Source organism: Clostridium grantii DSM 8605, from assembly GCF_900129965.1.
Taxonomy (GTDB): domain Bacteria; phylum Bacillota; class Clostridia; order Clostridiales; family Clostridiaceae; genus Clostridium_AF; species Clostridium_AF grantii.
Genome location: NZ_FQXM01000023.1, coordinates 25,853 through 40,449, shown reverse-complemented (window position 1 = coordinate 40,449; position 14,597 = coordinate 25,853). Strand labels below are relative to the sequence as shown.

General features: G+C 30.1%; 20 protein-coding genes. 1 reads left to right on the top strand and 19 read right to left on the bottom strand.

The features are described 5' to 3' along the window. Nucleotides 1–9: 9 nt before the first annotated feature. From BUB83_RS16390 to BUB83_RS16360, 7 genes are read right to left on the bottom strand one after another with little or no spacing between them, the layout of a single operon-like run. A complete protein-coding gene (locus tag BUB83_RS16390) occupies nt 10–465 on the bottom strand; it encodes a DUF134 domain-containing protein (RefSeq protein ID WP_073339718.1) in 456 nt (151 codons plus the stop codon). After that, nucleotides 435–920, bottom strand: a complete 486-nt coding sequence (locus BUB83_RS16385; RefSeq protein ID WP_073339716.1) for a Fur family transcriptional regulator — start codon at nt 918–920, stop codon at nt 435–437. The genes BUB83_RS16390 and BUB83_RS16385 overlap by 31 nt, the downstream gene beginning before the upstream one ends. Before the next feature lie 5 nt (nt 921–925). Then, entirely contained in the window at nt 926–1,282 is a 357-nt protein-coding gene (locus BUB83_RS16380; RefSeq protein WP_073339715.1) for a NifB/NifX family molybdenum-iron cluster-binding protein, read from the bottom strand. A gap of 27 nt (nt 1,283–1,309) precedes the next feature. Further along, complete coding sequence (locus tag BUB83_RS16375) at nt 1,310–2,155, bottom strand: ATP-binding protein (protein WP_073339714.1); 846 nt, start codon at nt 2,153–2,155, stop codon at nt 1,310–1,312. Beyond that, entirely contained in the window at nt 2,146–2,976 is an 831-nt protein-coding gene (locus BUB83_RS16370) for an ATP-binding protein (RefSeq protein WP_073339713.1), read from the bottom strand. The genes BUB83_RS16375 and BUB83_RS16370 overlap by 10 nt, the downstream gene beginning before the upstream one ends. Nucleotides 2,977–2,994: 18 nt before the next feature. Beyond that, complete coding sequence (locus BUB83_RS16365) at nt 2,995–3,360, bottom strand: NifB/NifX family molybdenum-iron cluster-binding protein (protein ID WP_073339712.1); 366 nt, start codon at nt 3,358–3,360, stop codon at nt 2,995–2,997. Nucleotides 3,361–3,362: 2 nt separating this feature from the next. Then, on the bottom strand, nt 3,363–4,193 hold the full coding sequence (locus tag BUB83_RS16360; protein ID WP_073339711.1) for an Mrp/NBP35 family ATP-binding protein: 831 nt from the start codon (nt 4,191–4,193) through the stop codon (nt 3,363–3,365). A 308-nt stretch (nt 4,194–4,501) separates the two neighbouring features. On the opposite strand from BUB83_RS16360, the gene BUB83_RS16355 reads away from it, so the two are divergent. After that, on the top strand, nt 4,502–5,242 hold the full coding sequence (locus BUB83_RS16355) for a sulfite exporter TauE/SafE family protein (protein WP_073339709.1): 741 nt from the start codon (nt 4,502–4,504) through the stop codon (nt 5,240–5,242). A gap of 98 nt (nt 5,243–5,340) precedes the next feature. On the opposite strand, the gene BUB83_RS16350 is transcribed toward BUB83_RS16355, so the two are convergent. The 12 genes from BUB83_RS16350 to BUB83_RS16290 all read right to left on the bottom strand — a co-directional run bounded on the left by BUB83_RS16350 (nt 5,341) and on the right by BUB83_RS16290 (nt 14,584). After that, nucleotides 5,341–5,529 (bottom strand): ABC transporter substrate-binding protein, encoded by a 189-nt coding sequence (locus BUB83_RS16350; RefSeq protein WP_084133630.1) that lies wholly within the window; start codon nt 5,527–5,529, stop codon nt 5,341–5,343. 160 nt (nt 5,530–5,689) lie between these two features. Then, the gene (locus BUB83_RS16345; protein WP_242950699.1) at nt 5,690–5,854 is read right to left on the bottom strand and encodes a hypothetical protein; all 165 of its coding nucleotides are present in this window, start codon (nt 5,852–5,854) and stop codon (nt 5,690–5,692) included. 370 nt (nt 5,855–6,224) lie between these two features. Continuing rightward, nucleotides 6,225–6,866: an undecaprenyl diphosphate synthase family protein gene (locus tag BUB83_RS16335; RefSeq protein WP_073339708.1), complete on the bottom strand. Its 642-nt coding sequence runs from the start codon at nt 6,864–6,866 to the stop codon at nt 6,225–6,227. 148 nt (nt 6,867–7,014) lie between these two features. Further along, nucleotides 7,015–7,308: a ribosome assembly RNA-binding protein YhbY gene (gene yhbY, locus BUB83_RS16330; protein ID WP_073339706.1), complete on the bottom strand. Its 294-nt coding sequence runs from the start codon at nt 7,306–7,308 to the stop codon at nt 7,015–7,017. A 12-nt stretch (nt 7,309–7,320) separates the two neighbouring features. Continuing rightward, a complete protein-coding gene (gene obgE / locus BUB83_RS16325) occupies nt 7,321–8,592 on the bottom strand; it encodes a GTPase ObgE (protein WP_073339704.1) in 1,272 nt (423 codons plus the stop codon). A 122-nt stretch (nt 8,593–8,714) separates the two neighbouring features. Further along, nucleotides 8,715–9,017 carry a 50S ribosomal protein L27 gene (gene rpmA, locus BUB83_RS16320; protein ID WP_073339703.1) on the bottom strand — a complete coding sequence of 101 codons (303 nt, stop codon included), beginning with the start codon at nt 9,015–9,017 and terminating at the stop codon, nt 8,715–8,717. A 2-nt stretch (nt 9,018–9,019) separates the two neighbouring features. Continuing rightward, nucleotides 9,020–9,361 (bottom strand): ribosomal-processing cysteine protease Prp, encoded by a 342-nt coding sequence (locus BUB83_RS16315; protein ID WP_073339701.1) that lies wholly within the window; start codon nt 9,359–9,361, stop codon nt 9,020–9,022. 5 nt (nt 9,362–9,366) lie between these two features. Continuing rightward, nucleotides 9,367–9,678, bottom strand: coding sequence for a 50S ribosomal protein L21 (gene rplU / locus BUB83_RS16310; RefSeq protein ID WP_073339700.1), 312 nt, complete (start codon nt 9,676–9,678; stop codon nt 9,367–9,369). Between the two features lie 125 nt (nt 9,679–9,803). Then, nucleotides 9,804–11,249 (bottom strand): ribonuclease E/G, encoded by a 1,446-nt coding sequence (locus BUB83_RS16305; protein ID WP_073339698.1) that lies wholly within the window; start codon nt 11,247–11,249, stop codon nt 9,804–9,806. A gap of 21 nt (nt 11,250–11,270) precedes the next feature. Further along, nucleotides 11,271–11,879 carry an exonuclease domain-containing protein gene (locus BUB83_RS16300; protein ID WP_073339697.1) on the bottom strand — a complete coding sequence of 203 codons (609 nt, stop codon included), beginning with the start codon at nt 11,877–11,879 and terminating at the stop codon, nt 11,271–11,273. A 151-nt stretch (nt 11,880–12,030) separates the two neighbouring features. Then, complete coding sequence (locus BUB83_RS16295; protein WP_200801491.1) at nt 12,031–12,741, bottom strand: TIGR03936 family radical SAM-associated protein; 711 nt, start codon at nt 12,739–12,741, stop codon at nt 12,031–12,033. After that, nucleotides 12,719–14,584 (bottom strand): TIGR03960 family B12-binding radical SAM protein, encoded by a 1,866-nt coding sequence (locus BUB83_RS16290; protein WP_073339695.1) that lies wholly within the window; start codon nt 14,582–14,584, stop codon nt 12,719–12,721. The genes BUB83_RS16295 and BUB83_RS16290 overlap by 23 nt, the downstream gene beginning before the upstream one ends. Nucleotides 14,585–14,597: the final 13 nt, after the last annotated feature.

Below are 14,597 nucleotides of genomic sequence, written 5' to 3'. Positions count from 1 at the left end.
TATAATATATCACTCATTATCCTTCGCAGGTTTCTCTTTACACCACTTTTTGCAAAAACCAGCTTTTTTACTGCACATAACTTTGTGGGAGCCACAAATAGGGCAAAGATATTTATCCTGTTCATAATTTATTTCATAAGTATTACCACAAATAAAACATTTAAACTTGCAAAATGTTGCCCTATAATTACCTCCACTAATACTTATAGCATTTCCTTCTGTTAAAGCAATGGCCATTTTTTTTCTTGCACTATCTATAATATTTTGAAAAGTTTGTCTTGATACTTGCATTCTTTCTGCACACTTCTCTTGATTTAAATCCTCAATATCCTTTAATCTCATAGCCTCAAGTTCTTCTACTTTTAAAACTGTTTCCTTCATATTAATTTTTGCTTTTCCTAATGGAATAAAGTAAGTGTTTTCCGGAAAGAATTCTACTCTTCTTGCTTTTGTGGGTCTTGGCATTTTAATCCCTCCCTGCACTTACTACATAATCCTGTGAACATAATATCAGCGTCATTGATTTCTATATCATTTTCCGCTTCGATTTTGCTATTTAATTTTATATAATCAAAATTAATATTTTCACTATATACATCAATTATACTATTACACTTTTCACATTTAAAATGAATATGCAAGGGATTACCACTAAATATTTTCATTTCATAGAAACTTGCTCCATTAATGTTTATCTCTTTTACTATTCCTAATTGATTAAATAATTTTAAGGTCCTATATACTGTAGCAAGTCCTATATTCTCAGATTTTATTTTTTCATATATTTCTTTTACACTTAAGTGGATTTTACTACCTAAAACAATGTTTAAAACCAACTGTCTTTCCTTTGTGAATTTATGCCCATCTCTAGCTAAAATTTTTTTGAACACTTTAGCATTTTGATTTAGGTCACTACCCACTATGACTATCCATTACAATTTCCTTCGTGTTGATGCTCTTTACATACACTTCCAGTTGATTCTAATTCACCTTTTATAAATTTTTGTGCTTGTTCATCACATGATCCTTGTGCTCCAACCACAACTTCAATACCTTTATCGTTAAACAATTGCTGAGCTGTTTCACCCATTCCACCTGCAATAATAACATTTGTATTTAATTCTTTTAAGAATACTGGTAAATATCCTGGTCTATGTCCTGGATTTGCCACAAAATTCTTTGTTAATTCTTTTCCCTCTTCTACTTCATAAACTGTGAACCCTTCACAATGTCCAAAATGTCCACTTACAAAATTTCCATCACTTGCAACTGCTATTTTCATTTAAAATTCCTCCATTATATTTTTATTTTATAAAACACTTTTTATATGGTTCCACATGATTTCAATAGCTTTTTCAGCTATACTATCTTTATAACAAGTTATAGGTTTTAATTCATTAATTGATTTCATAACTGTTTCATCATATGGAATTTTACCAACTAATTTTAAATCCTTACTTGCTACAAAATTCTCAATTTCCATAGCAACTTCTTCATTTATATCGTATTTATTTATACATACCATAGTAAAAATTCCAAAATGCTGGCATAAAGCTACTACTCTCATCAAATCTTCAAGTCCCGATTTTGTAGGTTCTGTAACAACTAAAACTGCATCACTCCCTGTTATAGAAGATATAACTGCACATCCAATGCCTGGCGATCCATCTATTACCGTTAATTTTTCATTATCATTGAATCTTTTACCGTTTTTTCTTAAATGAGTTATTAATTTTCCTGAACCGTCACTACCTATTTCCATTTCTGCTCTTGAAATTATTCCTTTATCCAGCTTAGTAATAAATGTTTCTGCTGTTTTTTCATTTTTTAACTCTATGGCATTTTTGGGACAAACTAATGTGCAAGCACCACACCCTTCGCAAGCAAAAGAATTTATTTTTAAATTCTCTATAGCATGAAATCTGCATATATTTTGACATTTTCCACACTTAACGCAAAGTTCCATATTTATAATGGCTTTTTTGCCACCTATAAATTCTGTTTTTTCGATATCCTTTCCCTTATAAAAAAGATAAAGATTAGGAGCATCCACATCACAATCAATTCTTATAACTTCTTTAGCAAGTTCAGAAATTGCTGTTGCAATGGTAGTTTTCCCTGTGCCACCTTTTCCACTTAAAACAACTAATTCCAAGATAGCACCTCCTTTACTTCCTTTGAAAGTTTATCAAATAGATCTTTATGTTTTGAATCATCATACAGTATTTCTCCTTTAGAATAAAGAATTGCTGTTTCTCTTCTATAAGGGATTACCCCCATCAAATTTATTTTTTCTTCTTTGCAATATTTTTTTATAATATTAGCTTTTCCATCATCTTTATTTATGACTATACCAAAAGGTATATCATACATCTTCACAAGTTCTACAGCCATTTTTAAATCATGGAGTCCAAATTCTGAAGGTTCCGTAACCAGAATAGCCGCATCAGCATATTTCAAAGAATTTACCACATTACAAGAGGTTCCTGGAGGACAATCTATTAAATTAATTTCTCCAGTTAGCTTTGCATGTAACTGTCTTATAACTGGTACTGCCATAGGCTCGCTTATATTCAAAACCCCTCTGCTACAACTTATATTCCTTGTAGTGCCTTTTTCAATCTTACCTATTTCTCTTTTCTTGTAAGTTATAGCTCCATATTTGCACACAATTTCACAAGCACCGCAACCATGACATAATTTTTGAAAAAGTATAATATCCTCTTTTACTTTTGCAAGAGCATTAAACTGACAAGCAGTTACGCAAGCTCCACAAGAAATACACTTATTATCATCAATACTTGGGTACTCAACCATAACCTTTTGTGTTTCCTTTATTTCAGGTTTTAAAAACAAGAAACCATTTGGTTCTTCCACATCACAATCTATATAATTCGACTTTAGCGCAAGAGCAAGATTAGTAGAAACTGTAGTTTTACCGGTTCCCCCTTTTCCACTAAGTACTGCAATATTCACTATATACTCATCTCCAATCTAATGGTTTCCCCCATGATGTGCCGGACCAGAGATACTTATCTCTTCAAGTTCCCCATTATTGTATTTTTCAATAGCAGAAATAATTTCAATACCAGCACACTTATAAGCCTTAATTCCTGCTTTTTCAATAAGTTCAAAAGCATTAGGCCCTAAATTTCCTGTTATAATAGTATCTACTTTTTCCTCAATTAATTGATTAGATGCAACTATACCTGCGCCACCACTAGCATTTTGACCTTCATTTTCTAAAACTTTAACTTCTTTAGTTTCAGTATCATGAATTTGAAAATATTCACATCTTCCAAATCTAATATCTAAGTTATCTTCAGTGGTTTTTCCATTTGCTGAAATTCCTATTTTCATTTTTATTCCTCCATATCTTTTATTATTTTTGTTACTATAGGATTAAAAAATGCTTGAAGACTTTCATCTATTGATCCATATTCTTGCTGAGCCAAATCACTTACACTATTTAACATTGGCAACTCTCCTAAAAGTTTTAAATCCATTTCTTTTAAGAATTTTTGAGTGCTTTCCCCATTAAATAATTGTATTTTTTTACCACAATCTGGACAAGATATATAACTCATATTTTCAATAACCCCTAGTACATTAACATCCATCTTTCTTGCCATTTTTACAGCTTTTGAAACTATCATAGAAACAAGATCTTGAGGTACAGAAACCATTACAATCCCATCTATTGGCATTGTTTGCATTACTGTTAAAGCCACATCCCCAGTTCCAGGCGGCATATCAATTACTAAATAATCTAGTTCTTCCCAATAAACTCCTGTCCAAAACTGTTTAACTATGTTTGAAATTGCAGGACCTCTCCAAATTGCAGGATCATCTTCATTTTCTGTTAATAAATTCAATGATACAACTTTTATACCATCCTTTGTTTCAACTGGAAGCAACATATTCTCTGCTCCAATGGCTTTTTTATCTTTTAATCCAAGCAATCTTGGAACACTTGGTCCTGTTATATCCGCATCTAATACTCCCACACTATATCCCATTTCTTTTAATTGTTTTGCTATAAGTACAGAAATTGAAGATTTACCTACTCCTCCTTTTCCACTCATAACTCCAATTATCTTTTTTACATTGTTTAAAGGATTGTTTTCAATCATACAACTTCCTTTATCCTTTGAACATCCTTCATTTGATGGACATGTATTACATTCTGCCATTAAAATCATCTCCTAATATGTATATGTATATTGGCATTTGCCACTTTCATAATACTCCTATTTTTTCTTATTGTCAAATGCCAATAACCTTTTATTTCATATAACCAAAAGATTATTCCTAAAAAAATCACTAAAATTCACTTATTTTATATAATCATGCTATGAAAATAGGATTTATCTGTTTTTGAAGTCATATAAATGGAAGTCACATAAATTATAAATATATTGACCACATTTTTAGATTATGATAAACTATAGAAAAGGTTTTCTATAGAATTCTAAACAACTTTTAATTAGGAGGATTTGAAATGAATGATTTTACAAAAATTATCTTTTCATCATTTATAATTTTATTTTCTAGTACAATTCAAGGGTTAGTTGGATTTGGATTTGCCTTGATATCACTACCCTTATTAACTCTTATGTTTCCCCTATCAGATATCGTACCACTAATTGTGGTGTGTAGTTTATTTACAAATATAACAGTGGTACTCTCCACATTGAAATTTATAAAGATAAAAGAAATATGGCTAATGATTATAGCTGGCTTAATTGGAATACCAATAGGCGTAATTGGTCTTAAATATCTAAATCCTAATTTGTTAAAAATAGTCATTGGATTTCTTATTGTTACGACTTCAGTAATTATGATGAAAGGATATAAATTAAATTTTAGGAATAAGATGGTTGCATTTTCAATAACAGGACTTATAAGTGGTATCCTTAATGGAGGATTATCAATGAGTGGTCCCCCTGTGGTATTGTTTTTAAGTAACGAAGGATACAATAAAAATAGCTTTAGGGCTAACTTGACATTTTATGCCATTGTTATAAACATATTCACTATTATGACCTTTGCCTATAACGATATGTTGTCAACGGATTTTTTTCATTTATTGAAAACTAATATTGTTGCACTAATAATTGGCTCCTTATTGGGGATAATCATAACAAAAAAAATAAAGGACAAAATTTTTGATAAAATTGTTTTATATCTTATAATAGTTATGGGCTGTATAACTGTTATAACTAATATATTTACAGTATAGATATTTTCAACCAAAAGACTGTGAATAAATTTGGGTTTCAAATTTATCCACAGTCTTAAATTTAATTAGTAATTTGCAATATTTTCATAAGTTTTCTTTTATACTCCAAGAACTCTGAAGTAACAACTATGTCTTTTCCCCTTACCTTTTTCTTTAATAGATGCAAATCCTGAAGTATTGTGTTGAATAATTGCTGCTATACACACTACTGGTGCCTCTTCAAGTCTAGCAAAAGTAACAGCTTCTTGATAACTTATACCAAATTGAGCCGTGTTTGCAGCTGCCATTTTAAAGTATCTAAATTACGTTATACAACTAATTTTCTATTAAAGCAGTAAAATTGAACAAAAAAAGAAACATTATTAGAAACTATCTGTAATATTTCTGGACCTGATTTATTTGGAATAAAATTATCAGTAGAAACTAGATATGTTTCACACATATCAATTATAAACTCACAAAAGAGTTAAAGTATGAAATCATTGCTTCATCAACAATTTCATCCTCGCTATTGGGACTTCTTTTTAAGCATTCTCTAATCCGAACTAAAAACACTTTACTTTCAGAAAATTTTTCTTCTAGTTTTTCTTTTTTATATTTATAATAAACCATTTTTATATTCCTCCATAGATTTTAAATTCAGTTCTTTAATTATTTCTAAATACTCTCTATCTCTCTTAAAACAAGAATATCCAAGTATATAATCTAAATAAGCTTCTTCTAATATAATTATTTTATCTTCACTTTCTATTAAAATTTCACTAAAAGGATATATAAAATCATTAATAAAGGTATAATGTATATCCTTGTGGTTAAAATAACCTGGACTTATATTCAGGTTTGTATAAAGTAAGTTGTTAATTTTAAAAAGAAAAAGATTTTTCCTTCTATTAGCGTTGGAAAAATCTTTTTCTTTTACTTAAAACCTATTAATGTCATATTCTATATTGTATAATAATAAATACTATTATGAATCAACCTATCACCCACCCAAAGTTACATCCTGATCATCATACCACTTTAAAGCGTCATAGAAATGTTGTGGTTTAAAGCTAGGCCAATAGTCGTCTATCACATAAAAGTCTGCATAAATGGATTGTACAGGTAAAAAACCACTAAGTCTTCTCCTCCCTCCCCATCTAATGATAAGATCAACCCTAGAAATATCATTTGACATAATATTATTAGTTATATTCTTATTTTTTTCATCGGCTTTTTTTAAATAATTCAAATCCCACTGCCAACCATAATTAACTAAAAAATTAACTTTAATACCTCCTTTTCCAAAAATTTTTCTTTTTGTATAAGGCAATAATTCTTTAGGAAACATTGTTGATTCTGTATTACCCACTACTAATAATGAAGCATCTTCTTTGGAAAGTAATTTAACCGCATTTATACACGCTTCCGTAAATGCTACTCGTTGCTCTGCTGGTCTTTTTGTATTATCAGTTGTAAAGCCATAAAAAGTAATTTCTTTAACCCCTTCCTTTTGACACAACTTAAACAAAAATAATCCTGGATCAATTCCTATTTCATAGCCTTTATCCTTTGTCATTCCATTTATAACTGCCCACCTTCTATTACCATCTGGAATTATACCGATATGTTCTGGAAGTCTCATAATATCACCTCAATAATAAATGATTTTTGTTAATTATTCCTTAATTCTTTCTTATTTATATTATTAACAATTCTCAAAATATTATTTACAACTATACCATTTTATTCTCTAAAGTGCGCAATAAAAAAAAAGCCGCAGTTATCTGCGGCTATACTGGTAATTCTATTTTTGGTTTGTCTTTTGATTTTTTATAAACTACAAATACGCTTCCAATTGCTTGAACGCCTTCACAATTTATTTTTTTACACAAAATATCTGATGCTTCTCTTGCTTCATAATCAGAGTTATTTAAAACTTTGATTTTTATTAGCTCTCTAGATTCAAGTGCTTGATTAACTCCTTTAAAGAAATTATCATCAAACCCATTTTTGCCTAGGTGAAAAATTGGTTCCAATTTATGTCCAAGACTTCTCAAATAACTACGTTGTTTGTTTGTTAACAATTAAGTTCCTCCTTACATGTATTCAAATTCAAAATCATTTAATCTTACAACATCTCCATCTTGAATTCCCATTTCTACAAGATCGTTTAAAACTCCTTTGTTCTTAAGAACTTTATGGAAATATCTTAATGAATCTGGCTCATTTATATTTATACTCAATAGAGCTCTATCTACAAAACTTCCTGATACAACATAAACGTCATTCACTATATTAATTTCATAAGTAAAGCGTTTTTCTTCTTGCACAAAAAACTCACTTTCATCAATTTCAAGTTGTTTTACCGGAATAGTTGAAAGCAATTCAACTGCTTCTTTCATCAAGTCTTCTACCCCTAGTTTTGTAGCTGCAGAAATCTTAAATACTTTATCATATCCCATTTTATTAAGCTCAGCTTTGAAATTTTCAAAGACTTCTTCGTCAAATAACATATCACTTTTATTTGCTGCTATAATTTGGGGTCTATCTGTTAACTTTATGTCGTAATTATGAAGTTCTTTGTTAATCTTTTTGAAATCTTCTAAAGCATCTCTGCCCTCTATTCCAGATATATCAACCACATGTATTAAAATTCTTGTTCTTTCGATATGTCTTAAGAATTCAATTCCAAGCCCTACACCTTCTGAAGCTCCTTCAATAATACCAGGGATATCTGCCATTACAAATGCTGGTGCTCCCTCTACTTTTACCACTCCAAGATTTGGTTGCAAAGTTGTAAAATGATAGTTTGCAATTTTAGGTCTTGCTTTAGAAACTGCAGAAATAAGAGTTGATTTTCCAACATTAGGGAAACCAAGTAATCCTACATCAGCTAATAGTTTTAATTCTAAAAATATTTCTCTTTCTTCTCCTGGCATTCCAGGTTCACAAAATTCTGGTGCCTGTCTTGTAGGAGTGGCAAAATGTTGATTTCCTCTTCCGCCTCTTCCACCTTTAGCAATTATATATTGATCTCCTTCATTAGCTAAATCAACTATAATTTTCTTAGTGGCATCATCTTTTACTACTGTACCTACAGGAACATATACTAAAAGATCTTCACCTTTTCTTCCTGAGCACTTACTTCTTGATCCATCTACTCCTGTTTCGGCAACAAATTTTCTTTTATATTTAAAATCCAAAAGGGTTGTTAGTCCATTGTCTGCTACAAGGATTACACTTCCGCCCTTTCCACCGTCTCCGCCTTCTGGGCCACCTCTTGAAACATATTTTTCTCTTCTAAATGCAACACATCCATTACCACCATCACCTGATTTAACGAATATTTTGGCTTTATCTAAAAACATTTAGTACACCACCTTTAACTATATTCCATGATATAGTTTAATCTTTTTCAATTTATTTCTCTATCTATATTTAATTATGTCCAATAACAGATAAAAAAGCACCCTAATAAGGGTGCTAATTATTATTCTGCGATTGCTGCTTCAACATCTACTGGATATACACTAGCTTTTTTCTTATCTTTACCAAGTCTTTCGTACTTAACTTTACCATCAACTGTAGCAAATAGTGTATCGTCTCCGCCTCTACCAACATTTGTTCCTGGGTGGATTTTAGTTCCTCTTTGTCTAACAAGAATGCTTCCTGCTAATACAAATTGTCCATCTCCACATTTAACACCAAGTCTTTTAGAATGAGAGTCTCTTCCGTTTTTAGAACTACCCACACCTTTTTTGTGTGCGAATAACTGAAGGTTCATCAATAACATATTTACACCTCCTCAATACTTACTTTTATATAATCTTCGTAGTTTTTCATACTATCAAAACCAACAAGCAAAGTTCTTAATAGAACTTGACTTTTTTCAATATCTTCTTCTGATCTACTTTCTAAATTTATGCTTAAATATCCACTTTCATCATGGATAAAAAAATCAATATTTTGAACTAAATCTATTTTAAGTACTTCAATAATGCCATTTAATATAGTATAGCTCATTGCAGATACAGCACTACATAAAATATCCTGACCTTCCTCGCCGAAACCAGTATGGCCATTTGCAGTAAAAGATATTATATTACCGCCTTTTTTCTTGAACAGAACATTAGTCATTAAGATTACGCCTCAATTTTTTCGATTTGTAATTTAGTGTATGGTTGTCTGTGACCATTCTTTTTTCTGAAGTCAAGCTTAGCTCTATACTTGAATACAACAACTTTTTTCTGTTTTCCTTGCTTTAAAACTTTAGCAACTACTTTAGCGCCTTCAACTAATGGAGTACCAAATTTGAATTCACCTTCGTTACCAACAGCAAGAACTTCATTAAGTTCAATAGTTGTTTCCTCTTCAACGTTCAATTTTTCAACGAATATTACATCGCCTTCTTGAACTTTGTATTGTTTACCACCTGTTTTTACTACAGCGTACATTAAAACACCTCCCTAACCAGTCTCGCCACAATAAGGTACATATAAAATATGTTTAAATTTAAACCCAGAGTGTGCGGCCTACAAAAGCCATTGTATCACAGCAAAATAAGTTTGTAAAGGAGTTTTTACTCATTACAGTCATAAATTTTAAGATGTTTGATTTTATTTATTTGACTATTAAACAAAAGTGGCTCTATTTTATAATTATTTAAATTTTCAATAAAATTTACATATACAGTTTTATCAAAAGCTTTAAGTTGTTTTATAAACTCAACTACATTCCCTTGAACATCTTTTTTGTAAATTTCATCTAATTCAATATAAATATTCTGGAAGTCAAACTTTTCTTCAATATCCACCATCTCATTTTTCATCATATGAAGTAAATAATGTAGTTTTATTCTATTTCCCTTGCCTCTACATAAACCACATTCCTCTTCTATATACTCATATATTGTTTTTCCTCTTCTTTTTCTTGAAATCTGAACTAAATTCAATTTTGTAGGAGGAAATATCATAGTTTTCTTTTTATCATACTTAAAACCATCGATAAGCGCAGCTGATATTTTTTTCATATTATTGAAGTTTGTCATTCTTATAAAATCAATTATAATAATTCCGCTGAGATTTCTTAACATAATTTGTTTAGAAATTTCTTTGGCAGCCTCAAGATTAGTTTCAAAAGCTGTTTTTTCCATATCTTTTTCATTGATATTTGATGCAGAGTTTATATCGATAACATGCATAGCTTCTGTTCTTTCAATTACAATATTCCCCCCATTTTTAAGAGGTACTTTTGTATTTCTTAGTGAAAGAATTTCCTTTTCTATATTATGTTTACAAAATAAATCCACTTTTTCTTCATATAATTCTACATCAACTATTAAATCCGGTTTTCCTATTATATGATTTTTTATATATTTATAATCCTCTAAATTATTAACTACAACCTTGCCAGTATTATCACCTATTATATCCATAAGTATTCTACCTAATATACCTCCACAATCAAATAGGATTCTAGGTTTTAGGGAGTGTTTTCCATCTATCATAATCTTTTCATATATTAAATCCAAATTTCTAACTTCTTCATTTACTGCTTCTATATCAACATTTAAAGAATTAGTTCTTATCATAACTCCTGCCTCTTTTGGCATAAATAAATTAAATTTAATATGTTCTTGATAGTTTTTATCTTCTAAAAGTTTTTTAGAAAAACTAACTCCTTTTTTACTTATCAATACTACATATCTTCCTGGAACACTTATATTTGTGGTTACTTTTGCACCTTTCTCCCCTAAAGCTTCTTTCATGATTTCCACCACAATATAATCTCCGGTTTTAATATTTTTATTAATTTTATTAAGCACCATATAAGCATTCTTTTCATGTCCAATATCTATAAATGCACTATTTAAAGCTGGTATTACATCTTTAACTACACCCACATATATTTGTCCTGGACTAGGTCCACTAAATTCTTCTTCAAATAGACATTCTTTAAGCGTTCCATGTTCTCTTAAAGCAATCCTCAAATTATTATCTTGTCTTTCAATAAATATTTCTTCCAAAAAACCACCTCATTATCAGTCTCATATTTCTTTATGTATACTATATCCATCATTAAACATTTTAATTATAATTTTTATTAACAATTTTGAATCTTCCAAAGCTAAATGTCTTCCAGCAGGTTCAATATCCAAATTATTAAGAGCCTTATCTAATGATACTTTATATTTAAGGTTATAAAATTTTCTATATTCCTCCGCCAAATCAATATAATCATCATACAAAAAAGGATTTTTTATTTTGTTGTCTTCAAAAATCATTTTTATCATTCTATATTCCACCTTGCCCCAAGACATCCAAATTGTATCATAAGGTTTGTAAAGCTTACCTAAATTACTTAAAGCTTTTATTAATTCTGTCCCATTATTAATTTCCTCAACAGTAAACCTATTTGGCATAACACACTTATTTTCTTTATCCTTACATTTCACGAAAGTTTTAGGTTTAACTACTGTGCTATATTCAATTTCTTTTTCGTCACCTTTTAAAATTGCTCCTACCTCTACAATTTCTTGCAAATGGGTTTTAGCCTTATTTTTAATTACTTTAGTGGATACGAATTCGAAATCAATGGCCAATAAATCAAAAGGAACAAAAACCATGTCATCTTCCCTAAAAGTGTAAAAACTCATAAAAGTCCTTCCTTCATTGCATTTTAAATATACTAATATTAATTATAACCTAAATTGTAAATATAAAAAAGGCAATTTTTTCTAGTTTGCATTATGCTTTTCTCTCAAATATAAGACTCTCTAGTTGAAAACCAGAGAGTCTTATAAATATCTACTTTAAAAATTCTATTAAAGGAAGTAATTTCCCTTTTTTAGTTGCATACATTTCTAGTCTACAAATATCTACAAAAGCTTCTTTATCAACAAAATCAGTATTTTCTGCAATGAAATCCGCTAGTAATCTTGCCGATAAATTTTGCTCGCTACCACAAGCCACAAGCACCTCTATAATCAATTGATTTTCTTTCAATTGAAAATCAAACTTATGAATCAAAGGCTTTATATTAACCTCTTTTGTAGTCTTTTTAGACTTCTTTACAATATTCCATTCTGTTTCTTTTACTAATTTTTTTATTTGTTCTTCTGTTTTAACACTATCTTTAATTTTTATTTTAATCCTATAACTAGCCATTTCAACAGCTGCCATAGCTTGAGGCTTTTTCTTTACATTTATAAACTCTTCAATTTTTGTTGCATCTAAAAATCTCATACTATTTGGAGAACTTTGGTTTAAAGAATTAATTAAATCCTCTATTTCCATTTCTTCTGCTAAAGACAAATCCATATATTCCCCTACCGAATAAACCCCAACAGACAAAGGTTGTGCTAAAGACATTACTAAATGAGGGTTAAATCCACGAGAATATTCTGCTGGAATTTCACTTCTTCTAACAGTTCTCTGGATAGTTCTCATAAGCTCTAAATGTCCAACAAATTTAATTTCACCTTCTTTAGTAAACTTAATTAGATATCGCATTTTCAAAGCACACTCCATTTCTAAAGTTTTCATTAGTATTTACACCGCAACTTTGGCAGTCGCCTCTGCAATCCATTGTAAGTTCTTCATTTTTAGCTTTTTCATTCTCTTTTATCAAGAATTCTTTAGTAACACCTATATCAATGAAATCCCATGGAAATACTTCCTCATAAGATCTTTCTCTATGAGCATAAAAGTCTCCATCCACTCCACATTCTTCTAAAGCTTCTCTCCAAATATTAAATTTAAAATGTTCTCCCCATCCATCAAATTTAGCACCTTTTTCGAAGGCTTTTACTAAAACATCACAAAGTCTTCTATCACCTCTAGCAAAAATAGCTTCAAGATAACTTACTGGTGATTCATGCCAATTATAATTTATTGGTTTATCCTTATTAACTGCATTTCTAATAAGTTTAATTTTTTCTTTCGTTACATCCATTCTATCTTGTGCTGCCCATTGGAATGGAGTGAATGCTTTAGGTACAAAAATCGCACTAGAAAGATTAACCTTTAATCCTTTTTTTCTTTCTTCTTTAGGTACACTATAATATTGTGCTACTACTTTTTTGCCAAGGTCAGCAATACCAAGCACATCTTCTTCTCTTTCATAAGGAAGTCCAATCATAAAGTAAAGTTTAATAGTAGACCATCCTGCTTTAAATGCTGCTATTGATGATTCCATTAAATTTTCCTCTGTTACTCCTTTATTAATAATATCTCTCATTCTTTGAGAACCTGCCTCTGGCGCAAAGGTTAATCCAGTTTTTCTAACCTTTTGAATCTCTTTTACCAAATCAACAGAAAAAGAATCTATTCTAATAGACGGAAGTGAAACCCCTACTTTATTATCGCTATGTTTTTCTACTAAAGAAAATACTAAATTTTCAATATCTGAATAATCACAAATGCTCAAAGATACTAATGAAACTTCATCATATCCCGTAGCTTTTATTAGTTCTTCAGATTGTTCAAGTAACTTTTCTGCTTTCTTTTCCCTAAGTGGTCTATAAATCATCCCTGCTTGGCAGAATCTACAGCCTCTTGTACATCCACGGAAGGTTTCAAGAGTTACTCTATCATGAACTACTTCAATGTATGGAACTAATAATTTATCTGGAAAATCAACTTCATTAAAATCAGTAATAAATGCTTTAGTAACAACTGCTGGAACATCTTCATATAATGGCTTGAACTCTTTTATAGTATTATCTTCATTGTAAGTTGTTTCATATAAACTAGGAATATAAATTCCTTTAATACTAGTTGATTTTCTTAAAAATTCTTTTTTAGTAAGCTTTTTTGCTTTACACTCTTTGTACAAATCCATTAATTGATCTAACTGCTCTTCTCCTTCTCCTAAAGCAAATATATCTACTATATCATGTAAAGGTTCTGGATTATAAGCACAAGGTCCTCCGCATAAAACAATAGGGTCATCTTCTGTTCTTTGAGAAGCTCTTATATTTATATCAGCTAAATTTAGCATATTTAAAATATTTGTATAACTCATTTCATACTGCAGTGTAAAAGACACAAAATCAAATTCTTTTATTGAATCTTTAGTTTCCAAAGTGAACATAGGAATATTATTTTTCCTCATTTCTGCTTCCATGTCAGGCCATGGTGCATAAGCTCTTTCAGCATATGTGTCTTCTCTTTGATTTAATGTATAGTATAAAATTTTTGTTCCTAGATGAGACATTCCTACTTCATATACATCGGGAAAACAAAAAGCATATCGTATATCTACTTTTTCTTTATCCTTTATACAAGAATTCAGCTCTCCTCCAATATATCTTGCAGGTTTCTCAACCTTAAATAGTATATCATCAGATACTCTGTTCATTATTCATCCTCCT